The 13,165-nt window shown below is 35.1% G+C and carries 8 protein-coding genes; 5 read left to right on the plus strand and 3 right to left on the minus strand.

Annotated elements, in window-relative coordinates:
• The first annotated feature begins 5 nt into the window (after positions 1 to 5).
• From ACY2RS_RS11290 to ACY2RS_RS11310, 5 genes are all read left to right on the plus strand, one after another.
• A complete protein-coding gene (locus ACY2RS_RS11290; RefSeq protein ID WP_490098761.1) occupies positions 6 to 1,766 on the plus strand; it encodes a type VI secretion system Vgr family protein in 1,761 nt (586 codons plus the stop codon).
• An 8-nt stretch (positions 1,767 to 1,774) separates the two neighbouring features.
• Entirely contained in the window at positions 1,775 to 3,136 is a 1,362-nt protein-coding gene (locus tag ACY2RS_RS11295; RefSeq protein ID WP_490098762.1) for a hypothetical protein, read from the plus strand.
• A 3-nt stretch (positions 3,137 to 3,139) separates the two neighbouring features.
• Positions 3,140 to 7,351 carry a DUF6531 domain-containing protein gene (locus ACY2RS_RS11300; protein WP_490098763.1) on the plus strand — a complete coding sequence of 1,404 codons (4,212 nt, stop codon included), beginning with the start codon at positions 3,140 to 3,142 and terminating at the stop codon, positions 7,349 to 7,351.
• A 7-nt stretch (positions 7,352 to 7,358) separates the two neighbouring features.
• Positions 7,359 to 8,333: a hypothetical protein gene (locus tag ACY2RS_RS11305; protein WP_490098764.1), complete on the plus strand. Its 975-nt coding sequence runs from the start codon at positions 7,359 to 7,361 to the stop codon at positions 8,331 to 8,333.
• Positions 8,334 to 8,435: 102 nt separating this feature from the next.
• Positions 8,436 to 8,756 carry a hypothetical protein gene (locus ACY2RS_RS11310; RefSeq protein WP_490098765.1) on the plus strand — a complete coding sequence of 107 codons (321 nt, stop codon included), beginning with the start codon at positions 8,436 to 8,438 and terminating at the stop codon, positions 8,754 to 8,756.
• Between the two features lie 59 nt (positions 8,757 to 8,815).
• Here the strand turns inward: ACY2RS_RS11310 and ACY2RS_RS11315 are convergent, their stop codons facing one another.
• Genes ACY2RS_RS11315 through ACY2RS_RS11325 form a run of 3 tightly spaced genes read right to left on the minus strand, consistent with a single transcriptional unit; the run spans position 8,816 to position 13,133 of the window.
• Positions 8,816 to 10,162, minus strand: coding sequence for a DUF5458 family protein (locus ACY2RS_RS11315; protein WP_490098766.1), 1,347 nt, complete (start codon positions 10,160 to 10,162; stop codon positions 8,816 to 8,818).
• Position 10,163: 1 nt separating this feature from the next.
• Positions 10,164 to 10,613 carry a hypothetical protein gene (locus ACY2RS_RS11320; RefSeq protein ID WP_490098767.1) on the minus strand — a complete coding sequence of 150 codons (450 nt, stop codon included), beginning with the start codon at positions 10,611 to 10,613 and terminating at the stop codon, positions 10,164 to 10,166.
• Positions 10,614 to 10,655: 42 nt separating this feature from the next.
• Positions 10,656 to 13,133, minus strand: a complete 2,478-nt coding sequence (locus ACY2RS_RS11325) for an ATP-dependent Clp protease ATP-binding subunit (protein ID WP_490098768.1) — start codon at positions 13,131 to 13,133, stop codon at positions 10,656 to 10,658.
• Positions 13,134 to 13,165 lie beyond the last annotated feature (32 nt).

Consider the following 13,165-nt stretch of genomic DNA (forward strand, 5'->3'; position numbering starts at 1 on the left):
AAGTCATGGCCATACTCACTCAAACAACCATACTCATAGATGGTAAAGAAGTTGAAGGGTTTTTACACCTAAAACTCACGCAAAGCATTCATACCCACAATGTACTTGAAGTACATTTTCCTATGGCAATATTTGAAGGACCTGAACCCATAGATGAACCTGGAAAATTTAGTCAAAGTTATTTAGGCTCAAAAATTTCTATTGAAATAGTTACTTCTGTTCGAGGAAAAGAAGCAGAAGAATTAAAATTCTCTGGGATTATTACAGAATACGCTATTGTAAGAGGTGAAAATACAGAAATTGGAAACAATATTGTTTTTACAGCAAAAAGTAGTGAAGTGGTTACAAATGATGGACCAGATTATCGAAGTTTTACTGACAAGACTTTACAAGATATTGTAAGAAATACAATTTTTGGTCCTGGTCTAAAAACTAACATAAGCCCGAACTTTAAAGAAAAGTTAGAATATGTAGTACAGCATAATGAGAGCTCATACGAGTTTGTGCAAAGATTAGCTGCCCAATATGGAGAATGGCTATACTTTAATGAGGATACTTTATATTTTGGAAAACCAGGTACTAATGAAGTTGATTTAGTTTTCAATTTTGACTTAATTGACTATAAAGTAAATTTTATTCCAAATACAAAAAACTTCAATTACTTTAATAACAACTATTTAGAAGATGAAATAGAAGAAACACAAAAAGTTAAAATTACGAAGTTAAAAGGAAAAGGTTTAAAAACTGATAAAGCAGGAGACGATATTTTCTCTAACGAGAATAATGTATGGATAAATAGCAATCAAATTAAAAACACAAAAAAGATCATAGATTCTTTGGCAAAAGCCCAAAACGAGGCTATTACTGTTAATCAAGTTCAAATAGAAGCATTAGCTACAAATGCAAGTGCTACCATTGGAACTATAGCTGTTATTGAGGGTGAAAAATATAGAATTACTGAAGCCATACATACAGTATCATATTCTGGAGGATATGTCAACCGCTTTAAAGGTATATCGGGAGATATAGACCGATATCCTTTGACTAACATAAACGCTTTTCCTTTATCAAATAGTCAAATAGCCATTGTAACAGATAATCATGATCCAAAAGGTTTAGGTCGTTTAAAAGTTCAGTTTGCATGGCAGAAAAAAAATAATGATGTAACCCCATGGATACGCCTTTTAGTACCACATGCAGGTAGCGATCAAGGAATTCAATTCTTCCCCGAAATAGAGGACCAAGTCCTCGTAGATTTTGAAGGCGGGAATGCAGAATGCCCTTATGTTATAGGTTCCTTATATCATAAAAATCAAAAACCCTCTGCTGGAGCTAAAGACAATTACATTAAAACAATTAAAACAAAAGGCGGTAGTGTTATTGAATTTAATGATGAAGGAGGGAGTGAAAGTATTACTATAAAAGATAAAGAAGGAAATTCTATTCTTATCAACACAGAAGATAAAGACATAACGATCACTGCTGGAAATAACATTTCACTTTCTGCAGGAGCTGATATAGAAATAAATGCTGGAGGTAATTTAAAACTAAGTGCTGGTTCTAATATGGAGTCTAATGCTGGACAAAAACTAGAAAATACTTCTGGGACAGATTACAAAATAACAGCTGGCACCAATGCTGCGATAAGTGCAAAAATTGGTGTGGATATAAAGGGAACAGCAAAGGCTAGTTTAGAAGCACCCATGGTAGATATTAATGGTACAGGTATGACCAATGTTAAAGGTGGTATTGTAAACCTAAATTAGAACGTGTAATGAGTAATGAACACAATCCCATTGCGCAACTTGTAACACAAATCCAACACAAATGGAATACAGAGGTTACCCCCTACCCAAATCTCAAACTAGCACGATGGCTTATTATTCCAGAACAAGCCAGACTCTATGAAGGGTTTTTACGATTAGAATCTACAGAACACGGGAGTCTTCCAGACATGGTGCTTGTGTTATTGACACCCTTTACATCCAAAAAAAATCATAGCAAGGCACTCATCGAAAATTGGATAGCCACCTATAAAAAAGACACACAATCTGTAGAAGCTTATCAAGAAGCGCATCCAAATTTTACATGGGATGCAGATGGCTATGCTACTAAAATTTCCGAAGACACCCATCAAAATAATACCTTACTCATAGAAATGCTACAAACATTTCAGCAACAATTACCAGAAAAGGATCGTGTGTTAACATTAACATTGTTTCCGTATAGTGTTGAAGATCCTAAAGACTATGGTATTTGGCTAGAAACAATGATAGGGTTAGGATTATCAGAACATGTACGTTTTATGGTATTCGACTTTGCAGATGAACGCTACTTAGACCAAAGTATGAAAAAAATAGATGCAGCTGGCAAATCATTATCTGTACCCTTAGATTTAGATGGAGCCGTTTCTAAAATTGCGACTGCTGGAGATCCTAATAAGCCTGAAGTTCAGTTTAGAAAATGTGTGGCCAAAATGTCTAAAGCTGTTTCAAACAATAGTAGAGACAACTTACACCTTTGGGGTAAAAAAGCAATCGAAGCAGCACAGCGTTCTGGACTCAAAAGTTTCTTTGCAACAGCACATGTGGTATATGCAGGAATGCTTTTTGAATTTAAAGAATATGAAATCATACAAGAATTACTACAAAAAGCACTTGCCCTTGCCAAACAAGGATTGAAAGCAGGAGACGATACCTGCAAAGCCATACTCATTCAAATTTATGGCTTTCAAGCCAGTGCAAAACAACTGGAGAAAAAACTAGAAGATGCAGCTAAGTTGTTTTGTAAACAAGCCGACACAGCTTTAGAGCATGGATATCCGCAACAACCGCTAATGGCCTGGTGGCTTGCCTATAATGCCATTAAAAAGAAAGACAAAGAACAATACAACACTATTGTAGAAAAAGCATATCAATATGGAAGCGAGCAAGAAATTGAAACCTTAAAAGCTACCTGTATGACTTTTATTGCTGCCGATTATTATAACATTTTAGATAAAAATGATCGAACAGAAGATTGTAAAAAAGTTGATGAATTTATGATCACTGTCGATGGTGAGCATTGGAGAGCCGATGTAGAAACCAAAAGAAAAGAAATGGAAAAACGTAAACTATCCTTATTTAATTGGTTTTAAGCTATGATGCCTGCTAACAAACATATGGACCCTGTTGTTGGAGTAGACATCCACATTGTGATGATACCATCACCTGCTGGACCTATTCCTACGCCTATCCCCCATCCTTTTGTAGGGATGATTATGGATCCTATGGACTATGTTCCAATGATTGGAGCCAAGGTGATGGTAAATAAAACACCTAGAGGAAATAGTACAACTTCTGGAATGTTGGGTACCAAAGTTCATATCCCAATGGGAGGCCCGTTTATGATGTCGGCGACCATTGGACATGACTCTAATAATTTCTTTGGAAGTCCTAGAGTAACGGCAGATGGATCTTATTTTAGTGCTTCAGGTTTTATGGTGATGACCTGTAATGACGTAGGAATGCCATTAACAGCTAGTCCTGGTAAAAAAATGAAGCCCAAATTAGGTTTGTACCTACCGAGTTCTTCTACCATTCCTATTCCTAAGGGACCTCCAGTAATGGTTGGCGGACCTTATGTACCAGATATTGTAGGTGCGCTAGTAGGCCTAGCCATGTCGTATGGTATGGGATCACTTATGAAAGCCGCCGGTAATGGACTTAAAAAATTAAACCATGCGGTGCTTAAGAAATTTCCTGCTACCCAAGGATTGAGTAAGAAACTCTGTAAAATGGGCTTTGAACCTGTAGATCTTATTACGGGTAGAATGGTGTATGAAGGAGAAGATTTTTACATCCCAGGTGTACTGCCAATATCATGGGAACGCAACTGGTATTCAGACTCTGAATACAAAGGATTGATGGGGAATGGGGTACATTGTAATTATGACACCAAGTTACATCTAGAAGAACAAGATCAAGCCATTGTATTACGATTGCCAGATGGACGTGTTACCAGCTTTCAATATATCATCGCAGAGAACGAATCATTTTTTCTACGCCAAGAGAAACTTACACTCACCTGTATGGATCGAAACACCTATGAGGTAAAAGATCATAGTTCGAATTTAATACATGTTTTTTCAAAAGGAAGTGGTTCGAGTTTTAATCTTTCAGCAATTAAAAATCAAGATGGTCTTGCCAATACTTTTTATTATGACGCTTCAAATATCCTAGAACAAATTGTTGATACCGCTGGAAGACGCATTAATATTACAACAGACACCGAGGGTAGAATCACCCATATAAAGGCGACTCATAATGGAGATCACAAAGAGCTTATTAGTTATAATTATAACAAAGAGGGTGATTTAATAGGTATTACCGATGCCATGGGTAAAACCACACATATGGAATATGAAAACCATCTTATGGTAAAAAAGACAGACCGTAACGGACAGTCTTTTTACTGGGAATATGATGGTAAAAAAACAGGCGCAAAATGTATCAAGACTTGGGGTGATGGTGGTATTCTTTCGGGAACAATTCAATATGGAAAAGGTAAAAATATTATCACCAACTCCTTAGGACATGAAAGCATCTATTATTTTGATAGTACTAATTTATGTACTCAAATAACAGATCCAGAAGGCGGACATGTATTTTATGAATACACCGATTTTATGGAGCTCTATCGTACTATTGATGAGGAAGCCAACATTACAGGCTACACCTATGATAATAGAGGTAATCTTACCAGTATTGTACAACCAGATGCAACAGCTTTTATGTTTATACACGATGAGGAAGATAGACTTATAATGACAAGTTCTCCTGAAGGTGCTACTAGTTCAAACGTGTATAAAGATGATAAGTTATATGCCATTAGCAATTCAAATGGGAATACGAGTACCTACTCTTACAATCCACTAGGCCTTCTAGAAAAAATTATAGATACCAAAGGAAATATTACAAAACTAAACTACAATGAAGATCACATTGTTTCTAGTATCATATTTCCAAATAAAGGAGTATCTAAATGGAGATACGATTCGTGGGGGAACTGCATAGAAACTTCTAATGCAGAAGGATCTTCTCAATACTTTAAATATGATACTTTAAATCGTGTTAATAAAATTGTTTTTTCGGATAATAAAACCGTGTCATTAAATTATAATGCTTACGATGAAGTAATTAAAAGTATAGATTCACAAAAAAATGAAGTGTTTTTTGAATATACACCGCTAGGAAATTTAAAAACACGTATTGAAAATGACGCGAAAATTCAATTCAATTATAATACTGAAGAACAACTTGTAGCTATAAAGAACGAGCGCAAAGAACGCTATGTTTTTGGAAGAAATAAAAAAGGTGACATTATAAATGAAACTGGCTTTGACGGATTACGTAGAGAATATCAGCGTGACAATGCCGGTAAAATTTTAAAAACCAAACTTCCTAATGAACTTTACAGTACATATGAATACAATAACAATGGAAAAATAACTAGAACCGAACATAGTGATGGCACATGGGAAACATACAGTTATGATGCCGACGGACAACTTATTGAGGCTAACAATCAGTTTACCAATGTAAGCCTTCAAAGAGACCAATCTGGTAAAGTAATACTAGAACAACAAGATGAATATATCATAAATAAATCTTATGATGACTTCGGAAATATTATAGAAACATCCAGTAATTTAGGTGCTCTTATTTCTGTTAATAGAGATGCTTATGGTCTCATTTCAGAAACAAGTGCATCGGTAGATAAACAAACAAATGTTTGGTCTGCTAAAATAAAATATAATAGTGTTGGAAACGAAATAGAAAGAATACTTCCTGGAGGAATTCGAAATACATTTGAATATGATCTAGCAGGTAGACCTATTCATCATATCGTAAAAAGTGCAAATAAAGAAAGAAGAAATAGAACCTATAGTTGGAATGTAAATGAGCAATTGCGACAAATAACGAATGAACTTACCAAAGGAAAAGTTAGTTTTTCACACAATAGCTTTGGTTCCTTAATTAGTGCAAGATATGAAGACAATCAATTTGACTATAAACTACCTGATGAAGTAGGGAACATCTTTAAGGATAAAAATAAAAGTGACAGAAAATACGGTCCCGGAGGAAAATTACTTGAAAACCAAGGAACAGTATTCAAGTATGATGTTTTAGGTAATCTAACAAAAAAAATAACCCCTCATGGTGATTGGGATTATCAATGGTATGGGAGTGGTATGTTAAAAGAAGTACTCAAACCAGACGGTAAGAAAATTACTTTTGAATATGATGCATTAGGAAGACGAACAGCTAAAATTGTTTCCCCAAAAATGCCGCACAAAGACACTATTATAACAAGATGGGTATGGAATGGAAATGTACCGCTGCATGAATGGAGTTATAATATAAAAGATAGGCCTGTTTGGTCTGTAGATGAATTAGGTGATCTTTCAAAAAACCGAATAGAACCCCTAGGCTTCGAAGAACAGTCTATCCTTGAAGATTTAGAAATTGACGATCAAGAAGACAACGCTGAGTTACAAATTCCAAAAAAAGGATTTATTACTTGGGTTTTTGATGAAGGTTCTTATAAACCATCGGCAAAAATAGTAGATGGAGAGCATTTCTCAATTATTACAGATTATCTTGGGTCTCCTGTAGAGATGTATAATGAAAAGGGAGAAAAAACTTGGGGAGTAGAATACGATATAAATGGTAAAATACGTACCTTAGTTACAGGAAATATAGCCGATTGTCCTTTTAGATATCAAGGCCAATACGAGGATATAGAGACTGGTTTATACTATAATCGATATCGATACTATAGTCCAGATAATGGGGTGTATATTTCTCAAGATCCAATAGGGATTTTTGGTGGAATTAAGTTTTATAAATATGTTGAAGATGTAAATAACACCCTCGATGTATTAGGGTTAATGCCTTTAAGTAATCCTGTAAATCAAGGTCACCATATGGTGCCCCACTCTGCAGCTACAGACCTAGGTATTGAGCCATTTAATAGTCAAACAGGTGTTCCAAGCCTGTATTTTGACGATGCAACTTTTGACACACAACATAGTGCAATGCATGGATATAATGGTATTGGTAAAGAAACAAAACCATTAGTGAAATCTAGTCAAATAAATACCGCTGGTATGTCTAATGATGATTGGATAAAAAGTTTAGATGATCATTACAACAACCCAGCATTAAAAGATGTTAGAGGCGATTTACACTTAATTGATTCTAGCGGAAAAAAAGGAAAACTAATAAAAGCAAATGTCACAGCAGCAGAAGCTTGGGAAGAAACTAAAAAATGGGCAAAAGAAAAAGGACATCCAATAAATTGCGCTTAACTAACTAATGAAAAACATTCAAACAATTTCTCTAAGGGGCGGATCAAACATTCTTAATTCTTTACAATTAATAATTGATGACTCCCATATCAGTATTCCTTTTCAAAACAAAACTAATAAACAGTTCAATATAAGATGTGTTCTAGAAATTGCTTCAGAAACTTTAACATACCCCAGCAATTTGTTTGGCGAAGAAGTATACTCACAAACTATTGAAACTACAGACATACATAATGAAAGCACTCTTGTATTACAAAATGAACATTGTGACTTAAACCAGCAAATAAACTTAGATTTTGAAAAAGGATCCTACACTATAGGCGCGAAAGTATTCATAGATAGACCTATTCACTCTTATAAATCCCTAGAGACATTACCAATACCAACAAATTTAATTACAATCTATGTTTATTTTTATGACTCAGCATCAAAAATTAGTCATTCAGAAGATGCTACCATCCAAAAGATTTTTGATGGATATAGTCATTTAGGATTCTTTCTAGCAGACCTTCCAAAAATGAAGCAGATCATCCATGAAGCTTATGGAAGTAAAGAGCTTGATCTTGTTGATGAATTTTCAAATACTGAAATAATTGATACCCTCTTTGAAAAAAAGGTAATTATGATTGCCTGGGGAATTAACCCTTATACATATCCAATAGTATCTTCAGAAAACATTGAAAAATTAAGACCTATACTTGGTAAAGAATTTAGTCAAGAAGGAATATACAATATTGATGAAAGTATCAATGAATTAAGCTTAGTCCCTGGACATGAATTAAGAAATTGGCCTCATTTTCTAGAAACAGATTGGCCTAAAGTAAAATTATTTGGTTCTGGAACAAAAACATATTTAAAACCTTTCTATTTTGAAGATCAAGAACATGAAACTACTTTCTCTTCTTTTTTAATCTATAGAGCCCCTGGAAAAGCTAAAGAAGCAGCTCCACTCATGAACATTGACCTTTTATATTCTAATTAACATATAGAACATAAAAGCCTTAGTTTTTAACTCAAGAATAAGATGAATCAACCGAATATCTTAAGCATCTTCCTCTTTGTTTTTCTAACAGGAGTTTATAGTATGAAGGCACAAGAAACCATTAAAAGAGACGCCACAATAACCACCATAGAAACTAAAATCTCTGGCAGAAACACCTATGATGTTGCTCAAGTTGAATTTACTACTGAAGCTGGAGATACCATTGCTAGTGAAGTAAGATTATATGGATTTCCCTTTTTAGGATCTTTTAAAAAAGTGGGTGACACTGTTGAAATTACCTATCAAAAAGATAATCCCTACTTGGTACAAACAGTAAGCAGAGGTTTTTTACAACAATATGCATGGCATATACTAATTGCTATTGTCGTTTTATTTTTAGCGTATCGATTTATTAAAAAATAAAAGGCAGCCTATGTAGACTGCCTTTTGGTTTTGGCTGGTGACTAATCAACTTAATTTGGTTATTGTTGTTCGTAGTCTGAATCCCATTGCGTTCCATCATCTCCTTTTTGTCCGTCCATTTTAATCATGAAATTTTTAGCAGGGAAATAGGGTGTCATGTGGATATCAAGATGTATTCTATCTTTTTGATTTGGATCTTGTTCAAAACGTTTGATAGAAAAATCTTCAATTAATTTATCGGGTCCTGTAATACCATCTAAGAATTTTACAATTTGTCCCATTAATTCTTTACGCGTTCTTGCATTGAAATTCTCGAAAGCACGACGATTTAAGAAATCCATCAATACTTTGGTTACATAATCAAATACACGTACTACAGAATAGGTTTGTAATCCTAGGTTATCACCATTAAATAAAGTTTTAGCAGAGAATGCCATTACTTTACCATATTCGTTTACCATAGGTACCAGCCCCATTTTTTCTAGCTGAGCGATATCACTTTTCTTTAAATCGAAACGTACACCATCTACTTCATTTAAACCACCAAATTTCTTACCAGCAGTTACTTGAGACATTAATGTGCTATAGACTTTTCCAGCTAATGCAGCAGAAGGTGGAACATAAAGATCCTCCTCTTCCCCTACTTCATCATGCTTTCCTCTACCTACAAGCCAATTACAAGCCATCATTACATTAGAACGATACTTATCACCTCCTGTAAGATTAGCAGCCTCAAACATCTCCATAACATCATCTGGTTCATCTAAGTGCTCAAAGTCTGTTACTAACATTACTTTGTTGTCATGTGCTATCTTTGCCCATTTCTCCACCACTTTATTAGAACCTAAATAACCAGGGATCACAAGAAGTCCATAGTTGTCTCTTAAATCTAATCTGTCGTAAGCTCCTGTAAGCTCTTCAGAAATAGCATCTATAAAACGCGTATTATCTAAATCTTTCATTTGATCTAACTCTGCGTTTACAATTGAGATGTTTTTAAGCTTGTCAGATTCCGAGTTTTTATAAAACAAGGCTACAGATCGATACGACCTTTCTAAATCTCTTGTCGCATCAATAGCGATACCTAAATTTTTATTGAGTGACTCATGGGCATCTTGTGCTGCCTTTTCTGAACCTTCTACCATTTCAGAAATCTCATCACTTCCAGACAAAACATTTGACCAAATTTCTAAGGTTTTCTTTAAGGTTTCACGTTCTTCCTTCTTAGCCATTTCCGTTAAGAAAATTCGTTTCCTTGCTTTACGTTCAGGATTCATGTTTTGAACGCCTTCAATACAGGCTTCCAAAAGATCAAAACCACCAAACTTAACAAGCTTATCACTACTTTCTTTTAAAAATTGTGCTGGATTTTCTACTGGAGAAAATTGTTGTTGTTCTGCTCCCATATTATTTGTTTTCTTCAATTTCAGTTAATAATGCTCGTATTGAGTCTAGTAAAGCTTGTTTAGAATCTGCATCAGCTAATGCTGTTTTCAGGATTTTATTTGTTTTCAGTTGCTTTACGACCTTGATGTATTGGTCTTTTTCTGTATCCAAGTCTTTTAAGAAACTACTTTGTCTCGTAATTCCTTTAGCTCCATAATCGCCAAGGTTAGAGAAGTGTAGCATTTCTTTTTTGCCTACACCATCTTTATCTTCAAACTCTACTTCTACTTCGGGCTTAAAGTGATCAAAAACTTCATCGATGGTTTTAAGTCCTTTCTGCACCACAGGTTTAATGGCTGGATCATTGGTAAGTTTTTCAACCAACAATGTTTTATTTTGAGGTATCTCGGCAAACGCTTCATTCGCGTCTGTTTTTACTTCCGTTCCACCAATTCCATATGTATCACTCATAATATATGTAGATTTAGTTAATTAATTATTTTCTTATTTATGTTATGTTATGTCCCAGGTTAACTCCCCATTTTTATCTAGGTCTAGTTTTATCTTGGCTCCTTTTTCTATTTTTCCAGAAATAATCATTTTTGATAATGGTGATCTTAGGTCACTACGAATAACACCTCGTAAAGGCCTAGCTCCATATTTAGGTGTAAATCCTTTCATAGCTAAATACGCAGACACTTCATCTGTCATCTCTAAGCTTATCTCTTGTTTTGCAAGGGCTTTGTGTAAATCTTTTAATTGTATCTTAAAGATCTTCTCTATGTTTCCTTCCGTTATAGGTGAAAATGGAATGATTTCGGTAAGCCTTCCTAGAAATTCTGGTCTAAAATGATTTCCCATAATTTCTAACAAATCACTCGATTTGGGAATTTCGCCTTTAGCAAACGTATCAACCACATGTTGGCTCCCAATATTAGAAGTAAACAAAATCACGGCATTACTAAAATCCCCTTCCTTTCCTAATCTATCGTGTAACTTTCCTTCATCTAAAATTTGAAGAAAAATATCAAATACCGAAGGATGCGCCTTTTCTATTTCATCAAATAAGACAATAGAATAAGGTTTCTGTCTAATTTTATTGACCAAGAGTCCGCCTTCTTCATAACCCACATATCCCGGTGGTGCTCCATATAATAAGGCTGCAGAATGTTCCTCTTTAAACTCAGACATGTCAAAGCGTATAATCGAGGTTTCATCCTGAAATAAGAACTCCGCCAATGCTTTTGCTAATTCTGTTTTACCAGTTCCTGTTGGACCTGAAAAGAAAAACGAACCAATAGGCAAGCCTGGTTTACTCAATCCAGATCGTGATTCTAGCACAGCTTCAGTAATGGTTTTACAAGCGTGATCTTGACCAATCACCCTTTTTTGCAATACCTCTTCCATATTGAGCAAGCGCTCTTTTTCATCAGATTGGAGCTTCCCAGTAGGAATTCCTGTCTTATTTGCTATGGTGGATGCAATATCATTTTTATTAATGCTTTTCTTTTCTCGCTTGGCAATGTCTTTTAGGTTTCCTAAAATAGTATCTAATGTAGCAAATCCTGTTTTTGAAGAATCAATCTTTTCAAAGGTATCGTCATCTCCTAACTCGTCAAATAACAAATAGCTTAGCTTATCTTTCATCTGCGTATACATCCAAGATTGCTCTGCCAATACTTTTGCTTCTTCTAATTTTTCATCTTTTAAATCGTTTAGCCTAGATGCTAGCTTTTCTATTTCGGGTACAGAAGTCTCCACCATATATTTAGCAGCAGACATGGTTCTATCTATTAAATCCAAAGCAGAATCTGGAAGACTGCGTTCTTTAATGTAACGCTTCGCCAAACGAATGGCTTCTGATACAGAATCACTATCAATATCTAAATCATGATGCTCTGTATAGTATGACATCGAGTTTTCAATCATACGCTGCGCTTCTTTTTCACTAGGTTCAAGAATACGCACGGTTTCAAATTGTCTTGCAAGACCTTCGTCTACTTCAATATGTTTTCTAAAAGCATCGTTTGTTGCTGTAGCAATCACAGTTACCTCACCTTTCTTTAATTCTGACTTTAATATATTCACCAAGCCTTGATTTCCTGAATTTTTGTCTGTGAGATTTTTCAACTCATCTATTAACAAAATTGGCTTCGGAAACTTTTTAAGTTCATTAAATACCTTTTGCAAACGATCTTCAATTTCACCTTTATAGCCTGCTCCAGAGACAAGGTTTATAAAATCCAATTCAAATACTTTGGTGTCCTGCAAGTGTCCTGGCATGGCATCGCTAATGGTTGCATACGATAAACCGTTCATCATAACAGTTTTACCAACCCCAGGATCTCCTAGTATTAATACATTAGGTTTTGAACGGCGCCCTAATATTTCAGTAATCATTTTTATCTCAGCATCGCGACCAGAAATATCTTCAATCGTTTCATTTTGAGCGGCTAGGGTTTTATCAATACAGTATTTTTTTAAAGTTTCACCAGTAGTCACACCACTGCTAGAAATAGGCCCGTTTGTAGCAACACTTGTAGTTGATGCAGAAGCACTAGTACCAGATCCCAAATGTTCTAGAATTTCTTTGGCAGTAAGTGGAAAGGTTTTTAATTGATCATATGAAAAACCGACACCAGGTGTACACAAGGCAACTAATACACAGTGTTCGGTAACATCATCTAATCCAAGTTTTAATTTAATGTTATCTGCTTCATACAAAACAGCTTCTACAGAGGCATCTCCCGCAGGACTTTCTGGAACTTTTGCCGTTTTTGGCATGGTTTCTAAACGCACTTCTGCCCATTCCTCTACATAATATGCATCTTGACCAATGCCATCAATAAATTTCATCATCCCTACCTCTTTGTGCAACAATGCTTTAAGCAAATGCGCTGCACTGTATTTTTCATGAGCATATTCTCTAGCAATTGCCTGGCTAATATGCAAGGCTTGCTTCATAGAATCGATAAGTTGATAGTCTGCCATAGTATGGTTGTTAGTCTTTTGAAAACGCTGTA

The organism is Patiriisocius sp. 208BN25-11, assembly GCF_058147145.1.

Coding starts and splice junctions, on each gene's coding strand:
- ACY2RS_RS11315 (WP_490098766.1), bottom strand. CDS start 10,162: ATGGGAGCAGAACAACAACAATTTTCTCCAGTAGAAAATCCAGCACAA.
- ACY2RS_RS11305 (WP_490098764.1), top strand. CDS start 7,359: ATGAAAAACATTCAAACAATTTCTCTAAGGGGCGGATCAAACATTCTT.
- ACY2RS_RS11295 (WP_490098762.1), top strand. CDS start 1,775: ATGAGTAATGAACACAATCCCATTGCGCAACTTGTAACACAAATCCAA.
- ACY2RS_RS11290 (WP_490098761.1), top strand. CDS start 6: ATGGCCATACTCACTCAAACAACCATACTCATAGATGGTAAAGAAGTT.
- ACY2RS_RS11325 (WP_490098768.1), bottom strand. CDS start 13,133: ATGGCAGACTATCAACTTATCGATTCTATGAAGCAAGCCTTGCATATT.
- ACY2RS_RS11300 (WP_490098763.1), top strand. CDS start 3,140: ATGATGCCTGCTAACAAACATATGGACCCTGTTGTTGGAGTAGACATC.
- ACY2RS_RS11320 (WP_490098767.1), bottom strand. CDS start 10,613: ATGAGTGATACATATGGAATTGGTGGAACGGAAGTAAAAACAGACGCG.
- ACY2RS_RS11310 (WP_490098765.1), top strand. CDS start 8,436: ATGAAGGCACAAGAAACCATTAAAAGAGACGCCACAATAACCACCATA.